Source organism: Rhodobacter aestuarii, assembly GCF_900156655.1.
Classification (GTDB): domain Bacteria; phylum Pseudomonadota; class Alphaproteobacteria; order Rhodobacterales; family Rhodobacteraceae; genus Rhodobacter; species Rhodobacter aestuarii.
Genome location: NZ_FTOG01000001.1, coordinates 561,216 through 583,400, shown reverse-complemented (window position 1 = coordinate 583,400; position 22,185 = coordinate 561,216). Strand labels below are relative to the sequence as shown.

General features: G+C 61.7%; 27 protein-coding genes. 10 read left to right on the top strand and 17 right to left on the bottom strand.

Annotated features, from left to right (window positions below; translation table 11 throughout):
* Nucleotides 1-3 precede the first annotated feature (3 nt).
* The gene (locus BW967_RS02710; RefSeq protein WP_076483466.1) at nucleotides 4-1,071 is read right to left on the bottom strand and encodes a two-component system sensor histidine kinase NtrB; all 1,068 of its coding nucleotides are present in this window, start codon (nucleotides 1,069-1,071) and stop codon (nucleotides 4-6) included.
* Nucleotides 1,068-2,042, bottom strand: coding sequence for a tRNA dihydrouridine synthase DusB (gene dusB, locus BW967_RS02705; RefSeq protein ID WP_076483465.1), 975 nt, complete (start codon nucleotides 2,040-2,042; stop codon nucleotides 1,068-1,070). Before dusB ends, BW967_RS02710 begins: the two co-directional genes overlap by 4 nt.
* 204 nt (nucleotides 2,043-2,246) lie before the next feature.
* Here dusB and BW967_RS02700 point away from each other — a divergent pair, with 204 nt between their 5' ends.
* From BW967_RS02700 to BW967_RS02685, 4 genes are all read left to right on the top strand, one after another.
* A complete protein-coding gene (locus BW967_RS02700) occupies nucleotides 2,247-3,386 on the top strand; it encodes a bifunctional 2-C-methyl-D-erythritol 4-phosphate cytidylyltransferase/2-C-methyl-D-erythritol 2,4-cyclodiphosphate synthase (protein ID WP_076483464.1) in 1,140 nt (379 codons plus the stop codon).
* A 1-nt stretch (nucleotide 3,387) separates the two neighbouring features.
* Entirely contained in the window at nucleotides 3,388-3,987 is a 600-nt protein-coding gene (locus BW967_RS02695; RefSeq protein ID WP_076483463.1) for a phosphatidylglycerophosphatase A family protein, read from the top strand.
* Nucleotides 3,984-4,451: a CinA family protein gene (locus BW967_RS02690; protein WP_076483462.1), complete on the top strand. Its 468-nt coding sequence runs from the start codon at nucleotides 3,984-3,986 to the stop codon at nucleotides 4,449-4,451. The genes BW967_RS02695 and BW967_RS02690 overlap by 4 nt, the downstream gene beginning before the upstream one ends.
* 155 nt (nucleotides 4,452-4,606) lie before the next feature.
* Entirely contained in the window at nucleotides 4,607-5,785 is a 1,179-nt protein-coding gene (locus BW967_RS02685; protein WP_076483461.1) for an ammonium transporter, read from the top strand.
* Between the two features lie 73 nt (nucleotides 5,786-5,858).
* Here BW967_RS02685 and BW967_RS02680 read toward each other — a convergent pair whose 3' ends face one another.
* Entirely contained in the window at nucleotides 5,859-6,323 is a 465-nt protein-coding gene (locus BW967_RS02680) for a type II toxin-antitoxin system RatA family toxin (protein WP_076483460.1), read from the bottom strand.
* Nucleotides 6,324-6,413: 90 nt separating this feature from the next.
* Here BW967_RS02680 and hpt point away from each other — a divergent pair, with 90 nt between their 5' ends.
* Both hpt and BW967_RS02670 read left to right on the top strand, forming a co-directional pair.
* Nucleotides 6,414-6,962, top strand: a complete 549-nt coding sequence (gene hpt / locus BW967_RS02675; RefSeq protein ID WP_076483604.1) for a hypoxanthine phosphoribosyltransferase — start codon at nucleotides 6,414-6,416, stop codon at nucleotides 6,960-6,962.
* Nucleotides 6,959-7,138 (top strand): hypothetical protein, encoded by a 180-nt coding sequence (locus BW967_RS02670; protein WP_076483459.1) that lies wholly within the window; start codon nucleotides 6,959-6,961, stop codon nucleotides 7,136-7,138. The genes hpt and BW967_RS02670 overlap by 4 nt, the downstream gene beginning before the upstream one ends.
* A 67-nt stretch (nucleotides 7,139-7,205) precedes the next feature.
* Here the strand turns inward: BW967_RS02670 and BW967_RS02665 are convergent, their stop codons facing one another.
* The 10 genes from BW967_RS02665 to BW967_RS02620 form a co-directional block, all read right to left on the bottom strand.
* Nucleotides 7,206-7,736, bottom strand: a complete 531-nt coding sequence (locus BW967_RS02665; protein WP_083951870.1) for a DsbE family thiol:disulfide interchange protein — start codon at nucleotides 7,734-7,736, stop codon at nucleotides 7,206-7,208.
* Nucleotides 7,729-7,887, bottom strand: a complete 159-nt coding sequence (gene ccmD / locus BW967_RS02660) for a heme exporter protein CcmD (RefSeq protein WP_083951868.1) — start codon at nucleotides 7,885-7,887, stop codon at nucleotides 7,729-7,731. Before ccmD ends, BW967_RS02665 begins: the two co-directional genes overlap by 8 nt.
* Nucleotides 7,884-8,612, bottom strand: a complete 729-nt coding sequence (locus BW967_RS02655) for a heme ABC transporter permease (RefSeq protein WP_076483457.1) — start codon at nucleotides 8,610-8,612, stop codon at nucleotides 7,884-7,886. Before BW967_RS02655 ends, ccmD begins: the two co-directional genes overlap by 4 nt.
* Before the next feature lie 87 nt (nucleotides 8,613-8,699).
* A complete protein-coding gene (gene ccmB / locus BW967_RS02650) occupies nucleotides 8,700-9,356 on the bottom strand; it encodes a heme exporter protein CcmB (protein ID WP_076483456.1) in 657 nt (218 codons plus the stop codon).
* A complete protein-coding gene (ccmA, locus tag BW967_RS02645) occupies nucleotides 9,353-9,997 on the bottom strand; it encodes a heme ABC exporter ATP-binding protein CcmA (protein ID WP_076483455.1) in 645 nt (214 codons plus the stop codon). The genes ccmB and ccmA overlap by 4 nt, the downstream gene beginning before the upstream one ends.
* Nucleotides 9,994-10,368 carry an Mth938-like domain-containing protein gene (locus BW967_RS02640; protein ID WP_076483454.1) on the bottom strand — a complete coding sequence of 125 codons (375 nt, stop codon included), beginning with the start codon at nucleotides 10,366-10,368 and terminating at the stop codon, nucleotides 9,994-9,996. The genes ccmA and BW967_RS02640 overlap by 4 nt, the downstream gene beginning before the upstream one ends.
* Nucleotides 10,355-11,338 carry a protein translocase subunit SecF gene (gene secF, locus BW967_RS02635; protein WP_076483453.1) on the bottom strand — a complete coding sequence of 328 codons (984 nt, stop codon included), beginning with the start codon at nucleotides 11,336-11,338 and terminating at the stop codon, nucleotides 10,355-10,357. Before secF ends, BW967_RS02640 begins: the two co-directional genes overlap by 14 nt.
* Before the next feature lie 10 nt (nucleotides 11,339-11,348).
* Nucleotides 11,349-13,016: a protein translocase subunit SecD gene (secD, locus tag BW967_RS02630; RefSeq protein WP_076483452.1), complete on the bottom strand. Its 1,668-nt coding sequence runs from the start codon at nucleotides 13,014-13,016 to the stop codon at nucleotides 11,349-11,351.
* Between the two features lie 20 nt (nucleotides 13,017-13,036).
* On the bottom strand, nucleotides 13,037-13,375 hold the full coding sequence (gene yajC / locus BW967_RS02625) for a preprotein translocase subunit YajC (RefSeq protein WP_076483451.1): 339 nt from the start codon (nucleotides 13,373-13,375) through the stop codon (nucleotides 13,037-13,039).
* Between the two features lie 218 nt (nucleotides 13,376-13,593).
* Nucleotides 13,594-14,757 (bottom strand): M20 aminoacylase family protein, encoded by a 1,164-nt coding sequence (locus BW967_RS02620; protein WP_076483450.1) that lies wholly within the window; start codon nucleotides 14,755-14,757, stop codon nucleotides 13,594-13,596.
* 60 nt (nucleotides 14,758-14,817) lie between these two features.
* On the opposite strand from BW967_RS02620, the gene mazG reads away from it, so the two are divergent.
* On the top strand, nucleotides 14,818-15,648 hold the full coding sequence (gene mazG / locus BW967_RS02615) for a nucleoside triphosphate pyrophosphohydrolase (RefSeq protein WP_083951866.1): 831 nt from the start codon (nucleotides 14,818-14,820) through the stop codon (nucleotides 15,646-15,648).
* Between the two features lie 33 nt (nucleotides 15,649-15,681).
* Here mazG and BW967_RS02610 read toward each other — a convergent pair whose 3' ends face one another.
* The 4 genes from BW967_RS02610 to BW967_RS02595 all read right to left on the bottom strand — a co-directional run bounded on the left by BW967_RS02610 (nucleotide 15,682) and on the right by BW967_RS02595 (nucleotide 19,209).
* Nucleotides 15,682-16,485 carry a sulfite exporter TauE/SafE family protein gene (locus BW967_RS02610; protein ID WP_076483449.1) on the bottom strand — a complete coding sequence of 268 codons (804 nt, stop codon included), beginning with the start codon at nucleotides 16,483-16,485 and terminating at the stop codon, nucleotides 15,682-15,684.
* A 71-nt stretch (nucleotides 16,486-16,556) separates the two neighbouring features.
* Entirely contained in the window at nucleotides 16,557-17,540 is a 984-nt protein-coding gene (gene dusA, locus BW967_RS02605; RefSeq protein ID WP_076483601.1) for a tRNA dihydrouridine(20/20a) synthase DusA, read from the bottom strand.
* Between the two features lie 20 nt (nucleotides 17,541-17,560).
* Nucleotides 17,561-18,667 (bottom strand): 3-dehydroquinate synthase, encoded by a 1,107-nt coding sequence (gene aroB / locus BW967_RS02600; RefSeq protein ID WP_076483448.1) that lies wholly within the window; start codon nucleotides 18,665-18,667, stop codon nucleotides 17,561-17,563.
* The gene (locus tag BW967_RS02595; RefSeq protein ID WP_076483600.1) at nucleotides 18,664-19,209 is read right to left on the bottom strand and encodes a shikimate kinase; all 546 of its coding nucleotides are present in this window, start codon (nucleotides 19,207-19,209) and stop codon (nucleotides 18,664-18,666) included. Before BW967_RS02595 ends, aroB begins: the two co-directional genes overlap by 4 nt.
* A 223-nt stretch (nucleotides 19,210-19,432) precedes the next feature.
* Between BW967_RS02595 and BW967_RS18655 the strand changes: the two genes are divergently transcribed.
* The 3 genes from BW967_RS18655 (at nucleotide 19,433) to BW967_RS02580 (ending at nucleotide 22,177) form a co-directional block, all read left to right on the top strand.
* Nucleotides 19,433-19,672 (top strand): hypothetical protein, encoded by a 240-nt coding sequence (locus BW967_RS18655; RefSeq protein ID WP_076483447.1) that lies wholly within the window; start codon nucleotides 19,433-19,435, stop codon nucleotides 19,670-19,672.
* A gap of 64 nt (nucleotides 19,673-19,736) precedes the next feature.
* Nucleotides 19,737-21,239 (top strand): tetratricopeptide repeat protein, encoded by a 1,503-nt coding sequence (locus tag BW967_RS02585; RefSeq protein ID WP_175610409.1) that lies wholly within the window; start codon nucleotides 19,737-19,739, stop codon nucleotides 21,237-21,239.
* Nucleotides 21,236-22,177, top strand: coding sequence for a site-specific tyrosine recombinase XerD (locus tag BW967_RS02580; RefSeq protein WP_076483445.1), 942 nt, complete (start codon nucleotides 21,236-21,238; stop codon nucleotides 22,175-22,177). The genes BW967_RS02585 and BW967_RS02580 overlap by 4 nt, the downstream gene beginning before the upstream one ends.
* Nucleotides 22,178-22,185: the final 8 nt, after the last annotated feature.

Below are 22,185 nucleotides of genomic sequence, written 5' to 3'. Positions count from 1 at the left end.
GTCTTAAAGCTCCTTGGGGGCGACGGGTAGGGAAACGCGGAAAACGGTACGGCCGGGAACGCTGTCGACGTTGATCCAGCCATTGTGCTCGGAAATAATTTTGGACACGAGGGCAAGGCCGAGGCCGGTGCCATTTTCGCGCCCGGAAACGAAAGGCTCAAAAAGCGCATTCGCAATATCGGGCGGAATGCCCGGGCCATCGTCAATCACTTCGATCTGCAACGGGAGCCGCTGGCCATTGCCATCCGGCCCACGCAGGCGCAGCGAATAGTCATAGAAGGTGCGCAGCCGGATCGTGCCTTGCTCTTTCGCAGCCTCCGCCGCGTTTTTCACAAGGTTCAAAAACACTTGGGTCAGCTGATCGGCATCACCCATCGTCGGCGGCAGCGAGGGGTCATAATCCTCGATGATCAGCATATGCACGCCAAAGCCGACAGCCGCCGATTTGCGCGCGCGGTCAAGCACATCATGAATGTTGACCGCCTTCATTTCCGGCGGGCGCACATTGCCAAATTGCTCAACTTGTTCGAGCAGTTTCACCACGCGGCGCGTTTCATCCACGATCAGATCGGTCAGTTCCAGATCATCGCCCGAAAGGTTCATCGACAAAAGCTGCGCCGCGCCGGCAATGCCTGCGAGCGGGTTTTTGATCTCATGCGCGAGCATCTCGGCCATGCCAATCGCCGAACGCGCCGCCGATTTTACCATGCTCGCCCGGCCCAAACGGTCGGCAATTTCGCGCGGCGAAATCAGCAACAGCACGGTTTCCGGGTCATCACCCACCGGGGCGACTTGCAGGTTACATTGCACCGGCGCGCGTTCGCCCGTGGTCAGATCCACGTCATTGACGAAAAGCGCCGAGCGGTTTTTGCGCACACGGGCGAAAATCTCTTCCAAAGGCGCAGCAATAGCGAGCCGTTCGCCCAGGACATGACCTTTGAGGGCGCGGGCAGACAGGTTCAAAAACAGCTCTGCCGCCGGGTTGATCTCGATCACCTTATCGGCGCCATCAATCATCAGCGCAGGCAGCGGCAGCGAGGTCCAGATAATGCCGGGAGGGGGAAGCGTCATGCCGCCTGCCTTTCGCTAAAAGCCGCCCGCACCAAGGCCAAAGCGGCTTCGGGCGTTTCGGCGCGCATCATCTCGGGCACCAGCGGCGCGCCCGCGGCCTCGGCATACCAGCGCAGATGTTTGCGCGCGAGCCGCAGCCCGACATCTTGCCCGTAAAAGCTCAACATCGCCTCGTAATGCTCTGATATCATGTCAACAAGTTCTTCCCCATGCGGCAGAACCGGAGCCGGGGCGCCGTAAAGCGCCGCGCCAATTTGTGCAAGCCGCCACGGCGCGCCCTGTGCGCCACGCCCCACCATCACCCCCGCCGCGCTGGAGCGTTTGAGCGCCGCACGCGCCGTTTCCGGGCAAGTGATATCGCCATTGGCCACAACCGGCACGCTGACAGCCGTGGAGACCGAAGCAATCGCCCCCCAATCGGCGCGGCCATTATAAAACTGCATCCGGGTGCGGCCATGAATGACAATCATCCGCACGCCTGCCGCCTCGGCCCGCTGGGCGATCTGCGGCGCGTTGATCTGATCGACATCCCAGCCAAGGCGCATTTTCAGCGTGACCGGCAGATCGACCGCGCCCACCACCGCCTCAATCAACCGAAGCGCATGGTCCGGGTCGCGCATCAGCGCCGCGCCAGAGGCCCCGCCCGTCACCTTTTTCGCCGGGCAGCCCATGTTGATGTCGATGATCTTCGCGCCCATATCGGCAACGATCTTCGCGGCTTCCGCCATCGGCTGCGCCTCACGCCCGGCCAACTGCACCGACGAGGGCATATCCAGCCCCAATTCGATCCGCGCTTTCGCCCGCACCGAAGGTTTCGCGGTCAGCATTTCGCCCGAGGCGACCATTTCAGACACCACAAGACCCGCGCCAAAACGCGCCACCATCCGCCGAAACGGCAGATCCGTGATCCCTGCCATCGGCGCCAAAAGCACCGGAGGGTCCAGACGAATGCAGTCGAGAGAGATTGTCACGAGTGTTCCTGTAGCATTTGCTCAAGGAATTAGCGGCTTGATCTGGGAATCACAATTAGAAGACGAGCGCTTGGCCTCACAAAGGCGTCAAAAAACAGCATGCGCTTAAAATTTGACCAGCCAGCATGCGGCTTAGTGTACATTGCGCCCGCGCGCAGACTGGCCTAAGCCTTTGTCTGACAAGGATGTGATGGGCGAGACCAAATGAGCGTTGCAGTGATCATCGTGGCGGCGGGGCGTGGCACCCGCGCGGGCGAGGGTCTGCCAAAGCAGTGGCGCGATCTCGCGGGCCGCCCGGTGCTGGCGCATACGGTCGAGGCGTTTGCCGATTTGGGCCGGGTGATTGTTGTCCTGCACCCCGATGACATGATCCGCGGCCTCGAGCTTTTGGGCGGCGCGGCCACTTTGGTGGCGGGCGGTGCAAGTCGGGCGGAAAGCGTGCAAAACGCGCTTGAAACGCTTGAGGGGTCAGATGTCACGCGCGTGTTGATTCATGATGGCGCACGCCCGCTCATTCCGCAAAAGGTGCAACAGGCGGTGCTTGATGCGCTCGACACCCATCCCGGTGCCGCGCCCGCGCTGCCGGTGACGGATGCGCTTTGGCGCGGTGAACAGGGTCTTGTTGCGGGCACGCAAGACCGCGAAGGGCTTTACCGCGCACAAACGCCCCAAGGCTTCCGCTTCCCCGAGATTTTGGCCGCGCATCGCGCCCATCCGGGCAATGCGGCTGATGATGTGGAAGTGGCGCGCGCGGCGGGCATGGCCGTTGCGATCGTTCCCGGCCACGAAGACAATCTCAAGATCACCTATGCGGAAGATTTTGCCCGCGCCGAGGCGATCTTGCGCGAAAAGAAAGGCTCTCAAATGGATGTGCGGCTCGGCAATGGCTACGATGTGCATGCCTTTACCGAAGGGGATCATGTGATCCTGTGCGGGGTCTCAATCCCGCATGACAAGGCGCTTTTGGGCCATTCAGACGCCGATGTCGGCATGCATGCACTGACCGATGCGATTTATGGCGCGATGGCCGAGGGCGACATTGGCCGCCATTTCCCGCCGTCCGACCCGCAGTGGAAGGGCGCGGCGAGCTGGATTTTCCTTGAACATGCCGCAAACCTCGCGCGCGAGAAGGGCTTTCGCATCGGCAATGCCGATGTCACGCTGATCTGCGAACGCCCGAAAGTTGGGCCCCATGCCATTGCGATGGCGCAAGAACTGGCCCGCATCATGAACGTCCCGGCCGACCGTGTTTCGGTCAAGGCCACCACCTCCGAACGGCTTGGGTTCACCGGCCGCGAAGAGGGTATCGCCTCTATTGCCACCGTCACCTTGATAGGAGTCTGAAATGCCTCCCCATGAAATGACTAAACGTGAAGTTCCAATCCATGTGCTTCAAGCCATTACCACCTTTGCCTTTGTGGGCAAACTTGTGCCCGCACCGGGCACTTGGGGCTCGGCGGTTGCCGCCGTCGCCGGTTGGGGCTTGGTGAAATTTGCGGGCCTGCCCGCGCTTTATTTGGCCGCTGTTTTGGCCTTCATCATTGGCCTTTGGGCGCTCGAACAAGAATTGCGCGGCCGCCCGCATGATGACCCCAAAGAAGTGGTGATCGACGAGGTCGCCGGCATGTGGGTCGCGCTCGCCTTCCCAGCCTCGGCCTTCTACTACTTCCACACCGAAATGGTTTGGCCCGGCCCGCTCGCGGCCTTCTTCTGGTTCCGCTTCTTTGACATCTTCAAGCCCGGCGTGATTGGCCGTGCCGACAAAAAAGGCGGCGCCATGGGCGTGATGATGGATGACATCTGGGCCGGCGTTTATGCGGGCGGCTTCACGCTGATCACCGCGCTCGTCTACCACCTTGGCCAAGACTACTGGCCGACGCTTTGGGCGCAACTCGTGGCGATGCTGCCCGATATGCCCGCCCTGCCCTTCACCGGTCAGGAATGAGCGTAGATCAGATCCTCGCGCTGGCGCGGGGCAAAGGGTGGCGCATTGCCACCGCCGAAAGCTGCACCGGTGGAATGGTGGCGGTGGCGCTCACCGATGTGCCCGGCTCTTCGGCGGTGGTGGACCGTGGGTTCGTCACCTATTCGAACGCAGCCAAGGTCGAGATGTTGGGCGTGGCGCAAGCCACGCTCGATGCTTTTGGGGCGGTCTCTGAAGAAATTGCCCGCGAAATGGCCGAAGGCGCACTGGCACACAGCCATGCCGATCTTGCCGTTTCCATCACCGGCATCGCTGGCCCCGGCGGTTCAGAGTTCAAGCCAGAGGGCCGCGTGTGCTTTGGGCTGGCGCAAAAAGGCGCGCCGACTCACGTTGAAACGCAGGAGTTTGGCGCCCTTGGCCGGGGCACCGTGCGCGCAAAATCGCGCGATCATGCGCTGGGCTTGCTGCTACGCGCGCTTTCATAAACCGCCCAGAACGCAAGCTTCATGCCCAGATTGCGCCCATTTAGCGGGCATTCATAAGTTGCCCGATCCTTGAGCGCACCTTGCGCGTTTTTGCGCCTTTCCTTGGCACTCTTGGCATGGTCTCGCCGCCAAGACGTGAAAAAGGAGGATTCGCGATGAATGGCGCAGATACCGCCTGGGTCAGCATGGCCACCGCGCTTGTGCTGTTGATGACATTGCCGGGGTTGGCGCTGTTTTATGGCGGGCTGGTGCGGGCGCGCAACGTGCTCTCCATCTTCATGCAGTGCTTCGCCTTGGCCGCCGTGATGAGCCTTTTGTGGCTTTTGGCGGGCTATTCCATCGCCTTTGGCGAAGCGAACGGGCTTTGGGGCGGGCTGTCAAAATTCATGCTGCTGGGCGTCGATGCCAGCACGCTGAAAGGCACCCTGCCCGAGGTGCTGTTCTTCGCCTTCCAAATGACCTTTGCGATCATCACCCCCGCGCTGATCATTGGCGCCTTTGTCGAGCGGGTGAATTTCGCTTGGGTCATGGTGTTCTCGGCGCTCTGGATGCTCTTGGTCTACGCGCCTGTCACCCATTGGATCTGGGGCGGCGGCTTCATGGCCGATGGCGGCATCTGGGGCGAAACCGGCACGCGCGACTTTGCGGGCGGCATCGTTGTCCATGAAACTGCCGCTTTGGCCGCACTCCTTTTGGCAGTGATGATCGGGCCGCGCAAAAACCGCCACACCCCGCCGCATAACCCCGGCATGGTTGCGATTGGGGCCGGGCTTTTGTGGGTCGGTTGGTTTGGCTTCAACGGTGGCTCTGAACTGGCCGCCGATGGCACCGCGGCAATGGCGATCACCGCAACGCATCTTTCCGCTGCCGCGGCCTCGTTCAGCTGGATGATGTGGGAGCGGATCAAATTTGGCCGCGCCTCGCTTGTGGGCATCGTCACAGGCTCGATCGCCGGTCTCGCCTCTGTCACCCCCGCGTCTGGCTATGTGAGCCCCTGGCAGGCGGTTGTGATTGGCCTCATCGCCGGTGCGCTGTGCCAAGAGGCGGTGATATTGATCCGCGAGCGGCTGAAGCTGGATGACTCCTTGGACGTGTTCGCCGTGCACGGCGTGGGCGGCATTTTCGGCACGATCATGGTCGCCGTTTTTGGTGCCACTACCTTCACCGCGCAATTGGGCGCGCTGGCGATTGTGGGCCTCTATACGCTGCTGCTGACCTACGTTTTGGCCAAGGGGGTCGCGCTCGTCTTCCCGATGCGGGTCGACAAAGAAAGCGAGACCAACGGGCTAGACCTCGCCACCCATGGCGAGCGCGCTTACGATCTCAACTCTTGATTGTAAGCCATCGCATTCAAACGAAAAGGCCGCCTCAATGGGCGGCCTTTTTCATCGCAAGAACACACGAGGCTTAGCCTCGGTTCACCCCGTAAAGCGCCTTGGCGCGGTCTTCAAAGGCTTGCACAATCAGCCGCATCGCTTGGTCAAACACGATCCCGATCACACTTTGCAAAAGCGCGTTCTTGAACTCAAAATCGACAAAGAAATCGACCTTGCAGCCGCCTTCGGGACGGTCTTCGAACTGCCACCAGCTGTGCATATATTTGAACGGGCCATCTAGGTAGCGGGTGTCGACCCGGTGTTTTTCCGGCGTCAGCACCACGCGTGAGCCAAAGCGTTCGCGAAACACTTTGAACGATATGATCAGATCCGCTTCCATCACCTCGGTCCCCGCTTCCGGGCCGGGCTTGCGCGAGCGGATGCGGGCGGCGGAATTCCACGGCAAAAACTCCGGGTAGCGCGCCACATCGGCCACCAGCGCATACATCTGCGCCGCCGAATAAGGCATGGTGCGTTTTTCCGAATGCTGCGGCATGCCGTCCGTCTCCCTTTTCCCGGCCACGTTCTTGCGATAAAGCGAGGCAAATGCAAGGGTCTGATGGCCGCACCAATGGAGCGAAAGGCGATGACGCAACCGGGCTACGAGATTGACCAGATGATTTCCGCCAAGGCCATCGCCGCTCGGGTCGAAGCTTTGGGGGCCGAAATCACCGAGGCGTTCCAAGACACCGACCGTTTGGTGGTGGTTGGGCTGTTGCGTGGCTCGTTCGTATTCATTGCCGACCTCATTCGCGAAATTGGCGTGCCCTGCGAGGTCGATTTCCTCGAAGCCTCCTCTTATGGCAATGACACCACCTCCACCCGCGAAGTGCGGGTGATGAAGGACCTGCGCGGCAATATCGGTGGGCGCGATGTGCTGGTGGTGGAAGACATCGTCGATACCGGGCACACGATTTCCAAAGTGATGGAGATGCTGCGCGCGCGTTCGCCCCGGCGCATCAAATGCTGTGCCATGCTCGACAAACCCTCGCGCCGCGAAGTGGATGTGAAGGCCGATTGGACCGGCTTCGAAATCCCCGACGAGTTCGTGGTGGGCTATGGGCTCGATTACGCGCAAAACCACCGCAACCTGCCCTTCATCGGCACGGTGCGGTTCTTGGACGAGGCAAAATGAACCCGCTGTGGCTGATGCGGATGGCAAAATGGGCGCATCACCCGCCATCCTTGCGCCAAGTGAAAATCGGCGCAGCGGTTTTAGCCGCTGTGCTGGCGATTTGGGGGCTTGAGGCGGCAGGGCTCTGGCCCGATTGGGCAACGCTGGAACGCCAACCAAGGGTGCCCCGGCTCTAAGCCTTTCAAAAAATTGCGTGAAGGGCTGTGATCAGAGCGGTGAAGAATAATGGTTTAGCCCTAAACCTTATTCACCCTCACCCGCCAAGAGCGGTGCGACCTGCTCTTCGAGCACTTTATCGGTGAGCGGCCCGGCGATACGGGTGACAATCCGGCCCTCGCCATCGACCACAAAGGTCTCTGGCACGCCCGCAACGCCCCAATCGAGGCCCATCTTATTGGCCGGGTCTTGGCCCAGCTTCGCAAACGGGTTGCCAAGCTCGTCTAGGAAGACAAGCGCCTGATCGGGCTTGTCCTTCCAGTTCACGCCCAAGATCGTCACGCCCTCGTCGCGCAGTTTGATCAGGTTGGGGTGTTCCACCCGGCACGGCGCGCACCACGAAGCCCAATAGTTCACCAGCTTGATCGTGCCATCGCGCAGATCGGCATCCTCAAAGGTGGGGTTTGCGCCAAGTGCTGCCGCCGTCACGGCGGGCGCCTCTTTGCCTGCAAGGGCCGTGGGCATGGCGTTCGGGTCTTGCGTCTCCATCGAGATAAAGGCCGCGCCCACAAATCCCGCAATCACCACAAGCGGCAAGAACATCAGTGGCTTAGCCATTTTTCTTCATCCGTTCTTCTTGCGCGGCAAGCGCGCGTTTCACCCGGGCCCCCTTGACCAGCGTGAGCATAATCAGCCCCGCCAGCAGCGCCAAAGTCACGCCCCAAGAGCCAAGGATCGTGACGGTATATTTGCCGAAATCGAACATCATGCCATGCGCTCCCGTTGCTCCAGCGCGCTCAACCGCCGGGCGCGAATTTCCGTGCGCGTGCGCAGCAAAAGCAGCGTCACGAACAAGAGCCCAAAGCCCACAATCGTCAGCACCAAGGGCTGCCAGAAGACATCGGCGATATGTTCTTCTTTATCGAGGCTGAGCGTCGAACCTTGGTGCAAGCCTTGGTTCCAAAACATCGCCGCGTAACGGGACAGCAGCGCAAAGACCGAACCCACAAGGCACAAAACGCCCGTCAGATCCGCCGCGGTATCGGGGTTCTCGATCGCTTCCCAAAGCGCCATGTAGCCGAGGTAAAACAGGAACAAGATCAAGAAAGAGGTCAGACGCGGGTCCCATTCCCACCATGTGCCCCACATCGGCTGGCCCCAAAACGCCCCGGTGATGAGCGCGATCAGCGTCATCACCATGCCAATCGGCGCGGCGGCCTTGGCGGCAAGTGCGCTGACATGGTGGCGACGAATGAGCCAGATGAGCGAGGTGACCAGCATCATTACCCAGATATTGATCGCAAAGGTCGCTGCGGGCACATGAACATAGATCACCTTCACCGTGGCGCCAAATTCGGCAGCCAAAGGCGTGAAGAAAAAGCCCCAAACGAGCCCCGGCACCAGCGTCAGCACCGTCAAGCCCACCAGCCACGGCAGCAAAAAGCCCGAGGTCTTCATGAACTTGACCGGGTTTGCATATTCCCAGATCGACATTTTCTGGCGTCCTCCCTCTCGCATCTTCACCGGGCTTGCCATGAAATGCCAGCCGCCGGTTTGACGCGCATCAAGTTAGAATAAGTCTCACCTTAAATTGACCCGGATCGCAGCCGCCGAGGCAAAAGGCACAAGCGCAATGGTGGCCGCGGTGATGCCCGCAAGCATGGCAAGCGGTACTTGCACGGCCATCCCCTCGCCGCCACGACGCACCAGTTCCGCCCCAAAGATCAAGGTCGGCACATAAAGCGGCAGAACCAAGAGCGACAGCAGCAGCCCCCCGCGCTTGAGCCCCACCGTCAGCGCTGCGCCAAAGGTGCCCAGCACCGAAAGCGCGGGCGTCCCCAGCAACAGCGACACCTCAAGCCAAAAGTAAGCAGGCGTCGGCAGGTGCAGCAGCACGGCAAAGAGCGGCGCGGCCAGAACCAGCGGCAGGCCGGTGGTGATCCAATGCGCAAGCGCTTTCATCGTGACGACCGCTTCGAGCGGGATCGGCGCGGTCGCCAAAAGATCGAGCGAGCCATCTTCAAAATCGAGCGCAAAGATCCGGTCGAGCGAGAGCAGGCAGGCAAGCAACGCGCCGAGCCACAAAATCCCCGCTGCGATGCGCGACAGGATCGCGCCTTCTGGCCCCACGCCAAAGGGCACCAGCGTGACGACAATCAGGAAAAACGCGAGCCCAAGCCCAAAGCCACCGCCCGCGCGGATCGCCAGCCGCAAGTCTCGCATCAGGAGCGCAATCACAGGAAGGCTCCGTCAAAATCATGGTCAAACGCGCCTTTATGCCCGCCCTCTTCCGGCGGGCGCGCTTTGAAGGGGGCAAGGTCCAGAACCTCCGCCTCTTCCAGCCCCAAGTCGATATGCGTTGCCATTAGCGCCGCGCCGCCGGTGTCCAAATGCGCCCGCACGGCAGAGGCAAAAAGCGCGACCGAGGCGGCATCGAGCGACACGGTTGGCTCATCGAGCACCCAAATCGGGCGGCCCGTCACCAAAAGCCGCGCCAGCCCCAAGCGGCGCTTTTGCCCGGCAGAGAGACTATGCGCCGCCCGCCCCTCAAGCCCGCGCAGGTTCATTTGATCGAGCGCTTGCTCAACGGTTTGGGTCTCATAGATCGCGGCCCAAAAGGCGAGGTTTTCGCGCACGGAAAGCGTGGCCTTCAGCCCGTCGGCATGGGCCGCATAGGCCATCGCCTCGCCGGGCATTGAGACAGAGCCCGCCAGCGGCGGTTGCAGCCCGGCCAAAGTGCGTAAAAGCGTGGTTTTGCCTATCCCGTTCGGGCCGCGCAGCACCAGCGCGCGCCCCGCTTGCAGCGAAAACGTCACCCCTTCCAGCACGGCCAAGCCGCCCCGGCTGACGGTGAGGTTTTCAACCGACAAAAGGCTCATGCGGTGGGCACCGCGCCCGGCATGGGCAAAAGCGCGGCAGCGACCCGGCGGCCCTCGGACAACAGCACATTATAGCTGCGCGCGGCAGAGGGCGTGGCCATCGCCTCGCAAAACACCCCAACCGCTTCGAGTTCCGCCACAAAGTCGCGCGGCAAAAGCGCGATTTCTGCGCCCATGCCCACGAACAACACATCGACCTTGCCAGACAGCGCAAGCAGGGGTGCCCGGTCATCCAAGCCCGCCCAGCTTTGCCCGCCCTCGGCTTGGATCAACAGCCCACCTTCATGCACCTGCCCGCCGACGCGGAAAAAGCCCGGCCCGTAGCCATCCACCGGCAGGGCGCCGCCGAAGGAAGACTCACGGATTTGCATCTTGCGCACCCTCGGTGAAGAACTTCGCCGCCGGATCTTTGGGGGTCTTGTTGCGGTCAAGCCCAAGGAACAGCACGATGTTTTTCGCAACATAGATCGAGGAATAGGTCCCCACGACCACGCCCCATGTCATGGCAAAGACAAAGCCCCGGATCACATCGCCGCCCAAAACCAAAAGCGAAATCAGCGCGATCAGCGTGGTGCCAGAGGTCATCACCGTGCGGCTCAGCGTTTCGTTGGCCGATAGGTTCATCACGTCCTTGAGCGGCATGGTTTTGTATTTGATCAGGTTTTCGCGCAACCGGTCGAACACCACCACTGTGTCGTTGATCGAATAGCCCAAAATCGTCAGCAGTGCGGCGATGATGGCCAAATCGAACTTGATCTGGAAGAGCGAGAAAAGGCCAATCGTTAGCCCCACATCATGGACAAGGGCGACGAGCGCGCCGACCGAATATTGCCATTCGAACCGCAGCCAAACATAGACCACAATCGCCGCCGTGCCCGCCAGAACCGACCAGATCGCGGTCCAGATCAACTCGCCCGATACTTTCGGGCCAACGGATTCGGTCGAGACGAATTTGACAGCCGGATCAACCTCTTGCAGGGCGCTTTCAATCGCGGCCATTTGCTCGGGCGCGATCGCATCTTGGCCCTCTTGCGCCTGAATGCGGATCGAGGCGACATGCTGATCTTCGCGAAAGGTCGGATCAAAGACTTGAGTGATCGACACATCGCCAAGATTGAGCGGGGCCATCGCTTGGCGATAAACGCCCACATCCAGCGCTTGGGTGGATTCGGTGCGGATCGTGGTGCCACCGCGGAAGTCGATCCCGAAGTTGAGCCCCATGATCAGCGTGATGATCAGCGCGGCAACCACCGCGACACCAGAAATCCCGAAGGTCAGCCACTGCCAGCGGAAGAAGTCGATATTGGTATGATCGGGAACGAGTTTAAGACGGAAAGCCATGGGTCGTTCCTCACACGGTCAGGGTTTTCGGGCGCTTGCGCGCATACCATGTCACCACCATCAGGCGGGTGACGAAGATCGCGGTAAAGACCGAGGTGGCAATGCCCACAATCAGCGTCACGGCAAAGCCGCGCACGGGGCCCGCGCCGAGCACGAACAAGATCACGCCGGTCAAGAAGGTGGTGACGTTGGCGTCGATAATTGCCGACATCGCCTTTTCGTAGCCAAGCTCAATCGCGCGGGCCGCCGATTTGGCCGAGCGCAATTCCTCGCGGATCCGTTCGTAAACCAGCACGTTGGCATCGACCGCCGTGCCCATGGTCAGCACGATCCCGGCGATACCGGGCATGGTGAGCGTCGCGCCCACCGCCGACATGAAGCCAAAGACCATGATCACGTTCATGGTGAGCGCAATCGCGGCAAAGACCCCAAAAAGCCCGTAAGAAGCGATCATCCAGATCACCACGAGCCCAAAGCCCACCATCGCGGCTTTCTTCCCCGCCTCGATGCTATCGGCGCCCAGTTCCGGGCCGACGGTGCGTTCTTCCAAGAAGGTCATGCCAGCGGGCAATGCCCCCGCGCGCAACAGCAGCGCAAGGTTCGTGGCCTCTTCGACCGAGAAGTTCCCGGTGATGATGCCAGAGCCGCCCGCGATATGGGCTTGAATCGTCGGCGCGGAAATCACCTTGCCATCGAGCACAATCGCGAAGGGCTCGCCGATATGGCTGGCGGTGTAATCGCCAAAGGCGCGCGCGCCCGTCGGATTAAAGCGGAAGGCGACGGCGGGATAGCCATTTTGGTCGGTGTCGGGGCGGGCGTCGGTCAGATCGTCGCCTGTCACCACCGGCACATCATCCATGATGTAATAAATCCCCTCGCGCTCTGCCGAGGGCAAAAGCATCCGGCTCGCACCGGGGTTCGCGTCGGGGTTGGAGATCGGCGGGCCGTAAACTTGGTGGAAGGTCAGCTTCGCGGTGGTGCCGATCAGATCTTTCAACTCTTGCGCCGAACCAATGCCCGGCACCTCAATCAAGATGCGGTCGGTGCCTTGGCGCATGATCGTGGGTTCGCGGGTGCCTGCGGCATCCACACGGCGGCGCACGATTTCAAGCGATTGCGCCATCGTGCGGTCATCAGTGGCGGTTTTCTCCGCTTCCGAAAGCCGGAAGGTGAGCGTATCGCCCTCCCCCGTCACTTCGTAATCCGATTGGCCCACGCCCGTAAGCCCCATCACCGGGCTCGTCAGCGTGCGCGCCACTTCCACGGCTTTGGCGATTTGATCGGGGTTGCCGATTTGAATGCGCAGCTCGTCTTGCGGCGAGGGCACACGGCGGATCGAACCAATGGTGGCCCGTTCCGCCGCCAAAGTGCGCCGGGCTTCGGGCCAAAGCGCATCCATCCGGCCTTTATAGACCTCGTCCAGATGCACTTCGGCCAGCAAATGCGCCCCGCCGCGCAGATCGAGGCCAAGGTTGACCAGCCCCGAGGGCAGCCAATCGGGCCAAGCAGCACGCGCGGCGACCTGTTCTTCGGTCAGCGCACCGGTTTTCTCGAAGGCCATGACAGCGTCGTTATGGCCCTCGACGCGATTGTAAAAGAGGTTGGGCGCCGCCGAAACCAAAGCTGCAAGGCACAGCAAAAGAATGACGAGACGCTTCCAAAGCGAGATTTGCAACATGGCGGCGCGGCCTCTTGGGATCAGTTGTCGTTCGAAGCCGGCTCGGTTTTCGAGAGCACTTGAAGAATGGTTTGCTTAAGCACACGCACCTTCACGCCTTGCGCGATTTCGACTTCGACTTCGCCATCTTCACGCACATGGGTCACTTTGCCGATGATGCCGCCTTGCGTCAGCACGCTGTCACCGCGGCGCAGCGCCTCGACCATTTGCTTGTGCTCTTTGGCTTTCTTTTGCTGCGGACGGATCAGCAGGAAATACATGATCACGAAGATCAGGATCAGCGGCAGGAACTGGCCAATGGCGGCAAAGCCACCCATTTGGGCACCGGCTTCCTGAGCATAGGCGGGGGTCACGAACATATCTTGGTCCTCTCTTTGGGGCCTTGGGCAGGGGGTTTTGCACTTCCCCCCAGTGTCGGCGCGCACCCTAGCGGCGGCCCTTGGCCTTGGCAAGGCAATCAGGCCCGCGCTGCCGCCAGATCACGGGGGTGTCAGAGAGAAAGAAAAAGGGGGGCACCGCCCCCCTTCCTCGTCAGCGCATTGACCTCAGCTTGCTCGCCTTAGCTTGAGCCTTAGCCTTAGCTTGCTGGCAGCGCGCGCTCCACAAGCCGCGCAAAGAAGCTCGCCCCCACCGGCGCGGCTTCATCGTTGAAATCAAAGGCCGGGTGATGCAGCCCGGCGCCGGGGCCAGTGCCCATGAAGAGGTAAGCGCCGGGACGCGCCTCGAGCATATAAGAGAAGTCCTCTGCCCCCATTTCACGGCCCGCATCGTCGAGCACCGCATCGGGGCCCGAGATTTCCCGCGCCACGTCGGCGGCAAAGCGGGCACGTTCGGCATCGTTCACAGTGGGCGGATAGCCCTTGTCATAGGTGATCTCGACCTTCACGCCAAAGGCCGCCGCCGTGCCCTCGACGATCTCATGAAAGCGTTTTTCCACCATCGCGCGCACTTCGGGGGTGAAAGAACGGATCGTGGCGCAGAACCAGCCGCTTTCGGGGATGATATTGTTGGCCGAGCCAACATGGATTTGCGTCACCGACACAACCAATTCATCAAGCGGGAACAGGTTACGCGACACGATGGTTTGCAGCGATCCCACCATCGCGGTGATCGCCGGAATCGGGTCGACGCATTCATGCGGCGTAGCCCCATGGCCCCCGAGCCCCGTCACAGTCACCCAAGCGGTATCCACCGCCGCCATCAGCGGGCCTTGCGTGGTGTGGAAATGGCCCAAGGGCAGGTTCGGCGCATTGTGGATGCCGTAAACCTCTTTGATGGCAAAGCGCTCCATCACGCCTTCTTGCACCATCACCTCGCCACCGCCGCCATCTTCTTCGGCGGGTTGAAAGAGCAGCGCGACCGTGCCCGCAAAATTGCGCGTCTCGGCCAAGTATTTCGCCGCGCCCAAGAGCATGGTGGTGTGGCCATCATGGCCGCAGGCGTGCATTTTGCCTTCATGTTCAGAGGCATAATCGACCCCGGTCGCCTCGGTGATCGGCAGGGCATCCATATCGGCGCGCAGCCCGATGGTGGGGCCGTCTTGCCGCCCTTTGATCAGCGCCACGATGCCAGAGGTCGCAATCCCTTCATGGATTTCATCCACCCCCATCGCGCGCAGACGCTCTGCCACGAAGGCGGCGGTTTGCGGCAGGTCAAACTCCAATTCGGGGTGGCGGTGCAGCCAATGCCGCCATTCTTTCATTTCGGGGGCAAGAGCGGCAATGCGGTTGATCACGGGCATAGTGGACTCGGGTTTGTTGTGAGGGTTAGGAGTAGATGACCCTGAAAGAGGCAAGAGGCAATGGTGAAACCGACCGATCCGATCCTGTTTGATGACCGTGGTGACTTGGGCGACCAAATGCGCCGCTTGGCGGCGATCATGGCCTGCCTGCGCGACCGCGACACCGGCTGCCCTTGGGATATCGAGCAAGATTTCGCCTCGATCGCGCCCTATACGATTGAAGAGGCCTATGAGGTCGCCGATGCGATTGAACGCGGCGCTTGGGGCGAGTTGGAGGGCGAATTGGGCGATTTGGCCCTGCAAGTCGTCTACCACGCGCAAATGGCCGAAGAGGCGGGGCATTTCGATCTGGGCGGCGTCTTGCGGGCCATTTCGGCCAAAATGATCGCGCGTCATCCGCATGTGTTTGGGGATGACACCCGCGACAAGAGCGCCGCGCAACAGACGGAAGATTGGGAGAAAATCAAATCTGCCGAACGCGCAGCCAAGGCCGAAAAAGGTGTGCTGGATGGCGTAGCGATGGGCCTGCCCGCGCTCACCCGTGCGTTGAAATTGCAAAAGCGCGCGGCGCGGGTCGGGTTCGATTGGCCCTCCACCAAGGAAGTGGTCGAAAAGATCGTTGAAGAGGCGCATGAACTGGTGGAAGCGCGCGACGAATTGGGCCCCGAGGAAACCGCCGAGGAATATGGCGATCTGCTCTTTGTGATGGTGAATTTGGGCCGCCATTTGGGGCTGGATGCTGAAGCCTGCTTGCGCGCCGCCAATGCCAAATTCACCCGCCGGTTTGAGTTTATCGAGGCGGAACTGGCAAAAGCGGGCAAGAGCCCCGATCAAAGCGATCTGGAAGAGATGGATGGGCTTTGGAACGCGTCCAAACGCGCGGGGCTGTAACGCCTCTTGGTCCGGGCAAGGCGCCCGGCCCTTTTAAAACAAGGCCTTGCGCAGCATATTGAGCGCCACCAGCGCCAAGAACCCCACAAAGACCGCGCGCAGTTTTTTGGGGTCAAGCCGATGCGCCAAAGCGGCCCCCATCGGCGCGGTGATCAGCGTCATCACAATCACGATGCCAAAGGCAGGCAGGTTGATCGCCCCCACCGTGTAGGGGGGCGCATCGGGCACGGGGGTGAACAAAAACGCCACCGCAGAGGGCAGCGCGATGGTCGCCCCAAAGCCCGCCGAAGTGGCGACGGCACGGTGAATGGGCACGCCATGCAAGGTGAGCATCGGCGTACCGATTGAGCCGCCGCCAATCCCCAACAGCACCGAGACAAAGCCCATCAGCGGCCCGAAACTGAGCCGAAACCGGCAGCCCGGGAGCTTATCCGAGAGCCGCCAATCGGGCTTGCCAAAGCCCATATAGCCCGCAATGGCGAGCACCATCACCCCAAAGATCACTTGCAGGCTGTGAGTGGAGAGGTGATCCACCACCCCCACGCCCACCACGGCCCCAAGTGCAATTGGCGGCGCCCAATCGCGCAGGATCTGCATATCCACCGCGCCGCGGCGGTGATGCGCCAGCACCGAGCGCACCGAGGTCAGGATGATGGTCGCAAGCGAGGTGGCGAGACAAACCTGCATCAGGTTGTCCCCACCGTAACCCAGCCCCTCAAACAGGTAAAAGAACGCGGGCACCAGCACGATGCCGCCGCCAACCCCCAAAAGCCCGGCCATCAACCCGGCAAAGGCGCCGACCGCAACCAGCACCAGCCCCAGAAACGCAAGCGTCATTCCGGTCTCCCCCTCCTGCCGCCGCGCCTTGGCCTCCTCTGCCCCGGCGCGCCGTATCTCAACGCAGCATCTTAGCGCTGAAGCTGCGCCAAGGCCTGATCGTAAAGCGCCAAACCGGCCCCGTCGCGGGTTGCCCCTTCCGACAAAACACGCCGCCAGCCGCGCGCACCGGGGCGACCGTGGAACAGCCCCAGCATATGCCGGGTGATTTGATGCAGCCGCCCGCCGCGCGCAAGATGCGCCGCGATATAAGGTTTCATCTCTTCAGCCACGTCAAAAGGCGAGCGCTCCGCGCCCTGCCCCCAAAGCGCGGCATCGGCCCCGCCCAAAACATCCATCGGCTCGCCATAAGCGGCGCGGCCCACCATCACCCCATCCATGCCCGCGGCCAGATGCTCTTGCACCTGTGCCAGATTGGCGACCCCGCCATTGAGGCTGAGGTGCAGATGCGGAAACTCCCGCTTCATCGCATGCACTAGCGGGTAATCAAGCGGGGGAATTTCGCGGTTTTCCTTGGGGCTCAGCCCCTGCAACCAAGCTTTGCGCGCATGCAGCGTGAAGCGCGTCACCCCCACGGCAGAGACTTTGCGTAAAAACGCGGGCAGAACCTCTTCGGCCACTTGGTCATCCACCGCGATGCGGCATTTCACCGTGACCTCCACCGGGGAGGCCTTGATCATTTCTTCCACGCAGCGCGCCACCAGATCGGGCGTTTTCATCAAAACCGCGCCAAAGGCCCCCGATTGCACGCGGTCCGACGGGCAGCCGACATTGAGGTTGATCTCATCATAGCCCCAATCGGCGGCAATCCGCGTCGCTTCGCCCAATTCTGCCGGGTCCGAGCCACCAAGTTGCAGCGCAACGGGATGTTCTTCGGGGCTATAGTCCAAAAGCTGCGCGCGCTTACCATGGATCACCGCCGGCGCCGTGACCATTTCGGTATAAAGAAGCGCTTGGCGCGAAATGGTGCGATGAAACATCCGGCAATGCCGATCCGTCCAATCCATCATCGGCGCCACAGAGAGGCGGGCACTTTCGCGCAGATCGGTGCTCATCATCGCGTCCTTAAGCTGGTTCAGCGCTGGGCGAGTGCTTCGGACAGCACTTTATGCAGCACGTCGCGCGGCACTTCGGCGATGACAAAGGCCGCACCAATGCCCCGCGCCAAGATGAAGCGCAGCTTGCCATCCAGCACTTTTTTGTCTTGTGCCATCAAGTCAATCAGCCCATCCGCATCGGGCAATTCGCCTTCGATATCAGCAAGATCGACCTTCATCTTCATGTTGCGCAAATGGGCGCGCACGCGCGAGGGGGCCTCTTGGCTGCATAGCCCCAGCCGTTGCGAAAGCTCAAAGGCCAGCGCACAGCCAATCGCCACGCCCTCGCCATGCAAAAGCCGTTGGCCATAGCCCGTGGCGGCTTCAAGCGCGTGGCAAAACGTGTGGCCAAGGTTCAACAGCGCGCGGTCGCCTTCTTCGGTTTCATCGCGCGCGACGATCTCGGCCTTCATCTCGACCGAGCGTTTCACCGCATAGAGCCGCGCGGCTTTATCGCCTGCGGCAAGCTTGGGCCCGTTTTCTTCCAGCCATTCAAAGAAAGCGGCATCGCCCAAAAGGCCGTATTTCGCCACCTCGCCATAGCCCGCCAGAAAATCGCGCTCGGTCAGCGTGCCCAGGAGGTCGATATCGGCCAGCACGAGGCTTGGCTGGTGAAAAGCCCCAATCAGGTTCTTGCCCTGCGGTGCATTGATGCCGGTTTTGCCACCCACGGAGCTATCAACTTGCGCGAGCAACGAGGTCGGGATTTGCACAAATCGCACGCCCCGGCGCAACACCGAGGCCGCAAAGCCCACCAGATCGCCGATCACTCCGCCGCCAAAGGCCACGACAATATCTTTGCGCTCAACCTTTTGTTCCAAAAGCCATTCCACCGTGCGGGTGAAATGCGGCCAGCTTTTGGTGCCTTCGCCGGGCGGCAGGCGCAAGGTGACCATTTCAATCTCACCAAGCCCCGCGCGCAATGCCTCCAGATGCAGATCAGCCACCGTTTCATCGGCCACCACCGCCACGCGCGGGCGGCGCAACAGCGGCGCAATTTCGGTGCCCGCCTGCGCAATAAGCCCGGTGCCAATGCGCACCTCATAGGCGCGTTCGCCCAGCTCGACCTTCACCACTTCTTTCATGGTTCCTCCGCAAACAGGCCCGGTTGGGATTTCAGCGCAGCAATCACCTTTTGCGCCATCGCCTCAATGCTCAGCGCAGCTTCGGATTCCACCGTCACCTGCGCGCGGCCATAAATCGGGTAGCGTTTTTCGATCAGCCCAGAAAGCGTGGCGCGCGGGTCGGCGGTGCGCAAAAGTGGCCGGGTGTTTTTGCCCTTCACCCGGCTCCACAGCAGATCCAGATCGGCCTTGAGCCAGCACGACACGCCAAGCCGCGAGATCAACTCCCGGTTCGCCTCAAACATGAACGCGCCGCCGCCGGTAGACACAACAGCCGGTGCCCCGGTCAAAAGCCGTTCAATCACCTCCGATTCGCGGGCGCGGAAAAAAGCCTCGCCATCGCGTTCGAAAATCTCCGCGACGGACATCTGCGCGGCTTTGACGATTTCCTCGTCACTGTCTTGGAACGGCACATGCAAGGCCCGCGCCAGCGCAGTGCCGACGGCGGTCTTGCCCGCGCCCATCATGCCCACGAGCACAATCGTCTTTTGCAGACGCGGCATCGTGTCCCCTTCGCCTTTCACGCGCCCCTCCCTCGTCCCGCGCGCCTTGAGCGGGAGCTTGCGCAATCGTGATCTTTGCGCCCCTCAATGGCGTGAAGTTTCCCGAAAAGCCATATATAATCTTGCACGCGCGACGTTTCGGCTGCATTCGAAAGCACCCGCAGCGGGGCTTTCAGGCGGCCTCGTGCGCGCATTGCGATGAGAGATAACAGAAAGAAAGACAATGGGGCGCATCCTTCAGGCAGTTTTCATTCTGGTCGTGCTCGGCGCATTGGGCGTTTTGGGCTATGCCTATTTTGGCGATATGGAAGCAGATCCGGTGCAAACCCGCACCCCGGTCACCCTGCCCGGCCTTGCGCCACCGCCGCCCGCACAACCTGTGCCCGGTGCTGCGCTGGTTCCCGTGGCGCCCTCCGCAGCCCCGGAAAGCAGCACCCCTGCGGAGGCAGCGAGTGGGCAATAACCGGCGCTTGACCTTTGCGCTATTGCTCGGCTGCGCGGCCACACCGCTGCCCGCAGAAGAGCCAATGTCGGCAATTGATTGGCTGTCTTCCTCGGTTTCGGGGGCAATGCCGATCTCGATGCAGCCGGGCTCTTCCGCTGCGGTGCTTCCGCCTGTGCCGGGGGAGCCGCCCGTCAGCGGCACCGGGCCGGTTGAAACGGTCACGGTGCATTCGCTTGATCAACCCAGCGCCGATGGGCTGGGGCTGGTGCCCGCCGCGCGGCTCGGCCTGCCTGCAAACCTTTGGGGCACCACGCCTGAGCGCGAACTTGCCACCTCGTTGCGGAAAGAGCGGCTCGATACCCTGCCCTCGGTCCAAGGCTTTTTGCTCGATCTGATGCTGGCAGAGCTTGATCCGCCCACGAACCGCGCCCCAAACGGGCATGATGTGCTGTTCTTGGCGCGCATTGACCGGCTGTTGGACCTTGGCGCGCTCGAACAGGCGATGGCCTTGCTCGAACAAGCCGACCCCGATGATGCAGAGATTTTTCGCCGCCGCTTTGATGTGGCGCTGCTTTTGGGGCAAGAAGATCGCGCCTGCGAGATCATGGAAAAAAGCCCCGCCGTCGCCCCCTCGCCACCGGCGCGCATTTTTTGCCTCGCGCGGCGTGGCAATTGGGAAGATGCGGAGCTGAACCTCAATACCGGGCATGCTTTGGGGCAGATCACCCCGGAAATGACCGATCTGCTGGAACTGTTCTTGGATGATGAGGCCGCGGATGGGGCCGATGATCTGCCGCCGCCCGCGCGCCCCTCGCCGCTGACCTTCCGGCTGATGGAGGCGATCGGCCAGCCGATGGCGACGACCATGCTGCCGGTGGCCTTCGCGCAGGCGGATTTGCGCTCCAACTCTGGCTGGAAAACGCAACTGGATGCCGCCGAACGGCTGGCGCGCATGGGGGTGATCGACCCGAACCAGCTTTTGGGGCTTTACACGCAAGAGCGCGCCTCTGCTTCGGGTGGGGTGTGGGAGCGTGTTGCGCTGATTTCAGAACTCGACCGTGCGCTGTCGGATGGCCGCAGCGCCCGTGTGGAGCAATTGCTGCCGCAGGCTTGGGAAGAGATGCAGGCGCAAGAGTTGGAAGCCCCCTTTGCCGCGATGATCGTGCCACGCTTGGCGGGCCTGCAGCTTTCGGGCGAGGCGGCAACGCTTGCCTTCCGCATGGCGATGCTGACGCCCGATTTTGAAATGAGCGCGCTTTCGCCGCCTGATACCGGCACCACCACCCGCTTCTTGGCGGCGTTGGCGCGGGGCAACACCAATGGCACGCGTGCGCCCGATGTGCTTGGCATGATGCTCAAACGCGTTTTTGATGCCCCGCCCGAAGAGGTGCCCGCCGCCTATGCCGCACTGGTGCCCGACCAGTTGGGCGCGGCACTTTTGGCCGCGATTGATGATATTTCCGAGGGCGCTAAGGGCGATCAGCGCCGCGTGGAAACGGGGCTGAAACTTCTGCGCAAAGCGGGGATGGAAAGCTTGGCTAGGCGCACCGCGCTTGAATTGATGGTGCTGGAGCGGCGCGGATGATCCGCCTGTCTTTGCGTGAACGGATCATTGTCTTTCTTGAGGCGCAAGCGGCAGAGGCCGGAGCCGCGCGCAACACGATCTTGGCTTATGAACGTGATCTCAAGGACTTCGCCGATTTTGTTGAGGTAAAAAAGCTCGACATCCTGACCCTTACCCGCGATGAAATCGAGGCGTGGATCGTGCGGCTTGAGGCCGAGGGCTTGGCCAAATCCACCCGCGCGCGGCGGCTTTCGGCGGTCAAACAATTCTTCCGCTTCGCCTATGAAGAAGGCTGGCGAAGCGACAACCCGGCGATGCAAATCTCTGGCCCCGGCAAGGCCAAACGTCTGCCCAAAACGCTCAGCATCGGCGAGGTGGAGGCGCTTTTGGAGGCAGGGCGCGATCAGGGACGCACGGTGCAAGACCAGATTCGCAACCGCTGCCTGATGGAACTGCTTTACGCCACCGGGATGCGGGTCACCGAATTGGTCGCCCTGCCCGTGGCCGCCGCGCGCGGAAACCCGGCGATGCTTTTGGTGCGCGGCAAAGGCGGCAAAGAACGGATGGTGCCGCTCTCGCCCCCCGCACGGGAGGCTTTGGCCGTTTGGCTCACCACCCGCGATGCGGCGGAAGAAGAAGCCCGCCTTGCCAAACGCGCGCCGCCCTCGCGCTACCTGTTCCCGTCTTCGGCCAAAGAAGGGCATCTGACCCGGCAGGGCTTTCATGGGCTTTTGAAAGATATCGCTGTTGCGGCGGGTATTTCGCCCGCCCGCGTCACGCCCCACGTTTTGCGCCATGCCTTTGCCACGCATCTGCTTGAGCGCGGCGCGGATTTGCGGGTGATCCAAACGCTTTTGGGGCATGCGGATCTGTCCACCACCGAAATTTACACCCATGTTCTTGACGCGCGGCTGAAAGATTTGGTGCTGGGGCACCATCCGCTGGCGCGCAAGGCTTGATGATCTTC

Excerpts from the sequence above, each read along its gene's own strand:
- ccmD (WP_083951868.1), bottom strand. The coding sequence starts at position 7,887 with ATGATGTTCGATTTCGGCAAATATACCGTCACGATCCTTGGCTCTTGG.
- BW967_RS02680 (WP_076483460.1), bottom strand. The coding sequence starts at position 6,323 with ATGCCGCAGCATTCGGAAAAACGCACCATGCCTTATTCGGCGGCGCAG.
- yajC (WP_076483451.1), bottom strand. The coding sequence starts at position 13,375 with ATGTTCGTGACCCCCGCCTATGCTCAGGAAGCCGGTGCCCAAATGGGT.
- BW967_RS02620 (WP_076483450.1), bottom strand. The coding sequence starts at position 14,757 with ATGCCCGTGATCAACCGCATTGCCGCTCTTGCCCCCGAAATGAAAGAA.
- BW967_RS02595 (WP_076483600.1), bottom strand. The coding sequence starts at position 19,209 with ATGCCGCGTCTGCAAAAGACGATTGTGCTCGTGGGCATGATGGGCGCG.
- BW967_RS02655 (WP_076483457.1), bottom strand. The coding sequence starts at position 8,612 with ATGTCGATCTGGGAATATGCAAACCCGGTCAAGTTCATGAAGACCTCG.
- BW967_RS02640 (WP_076483454.1), bottom strand. The coding sequence starts at position 10,368 with ATGCAAATCCGTGAGTCTTCCTTCGGCGGCGCCCTGCCGGTGGATGGC.
- BW967_RS18655 (WP_076483447.1), top strand. The coding sequence starts at position 19,433 with ATGGGGCGCATCCTTCAGGCAGTTTTCATTCTGGTCGTGCTCGGCGCA.
- secF (WP_076483453.1), bottom strand. The coding sequence starts at position 11,338 with ATGGCTTTCCGTCTTAAACTCGTTCCCGATCATACCAATATCGACTTC.
- BW967_RS02685 (WP_076483461.1), top strand. The coding sequence starts at position 4,607 with ATGAATGGCGCAGATACCGCCTGGGTCAGCATGGCCACCGCGCTTGTG.
- aroB (WP_076483448.1), bottom strand. The coding sequence starts at position 18,667 with ATGAAAGAAGTGGTGAAGGTCGAGCTGGGCGAACGCGCCTATGAGGTG.
- BW967_RS02700 (WP_076483464.1), top strand. The coding sequence starts at position 2,247 with ATGAGCGTTGCAGTGATCATCGTGGCGGCGGGGCGTGGCACCCGCGCG.
- BW967_RS02695 (WP_076483463.1), top strand. The coding sequence starts at position 3,388 with ATGCCTCCCCATGAAATGACTAAACGTGAAGTTCCAATCCATGTGCTT.
- BW967_RS02665 (WP_083951870.1), bottom strand. The coding sequence starts at position 7,736 with ATGGCTAAGCCACTGATGTTCTTGCCGCTTGTGGTGATTGCGGGATTT.
- hpt (WP_076483604.1), top strand. The coding sequence starts at position 6,414 with ATGACGCAACCGGGCTACGAGATTGACCAGATGATTTCCGCCAAGGCC.
- BW967_RS02710 (WP_076483466.1), bottom strand. The coding sequence starts at position 1,071 with ATGACGCTTCCCCCTCCCGGCATTATCTGGACCTCGCTGCCGCTGCCT.
- secD (WP_076483452.1), bottom strand. The coding sequence starts at position 13,016 with ATGTTGCAAATCTCGCTTTGGAAGCGTCTCGTCATTCTTTTGCTGTGC.
- dusA (WP_076483601.1), bottom strand. The coding sequence starts at position 17,540 with ATGAGCACCGATCTGCGCGAAAGTGCCCGCCTCTCTGTGGCGCCGATG.
- BW967_RS02690 (WP_076483462.1), top strand. The coding sequence starts at position 3,984 with ATGAGCGTAGATCAGATCCTCGCGCTGGCGCGGGGCAAAGGGTGGCGC.
- BW967_RS02585 (WP_175610409.1), top strand. The coding sequence starts at position 19,737 with ATGTCGGCAATTGATTGGCTGTCTTCCTCGGTTTCGGGGGCAATGCCG.
- BW967_RS02610 (WP_076483449.1), bottom strand. The coding sequence starts at position 16,485 with ATGACGCTTGCGTTTCTGGGGCTGGTGCTGGTTGCGGTCGGCGCCTTT.
- mazG (WP_083951866.1), top strand. The coding sequence starts at position 14,818 with ATGGTGAAACCGACCGATCCGATCCTGTTTGATGACCGTGGTGACTTG.
- ccmA (WP_076483455.1), bottom strand. The coding sequence starts at position 9,997 with ATGAGCCTTTTGTCGGTTGAAAACCTCACCGTCAGCCGGGGCGGCTTG.
- BW967_RS02580 (WP_076483445.1), top strand. The coding sequence starts at position 21,236 with ATGATCCGCCTGTCTTTGCGTGAACGGATCATTGTCTTTCTTGAGGCG.
- BW967_RS02670 (WP_076483459.1), top strand. The coding sequence starts at position 6,959 with ATGAACCCGCTGTGGCTGATGCGGATGGCAAAATGGGCGCATCACCCG.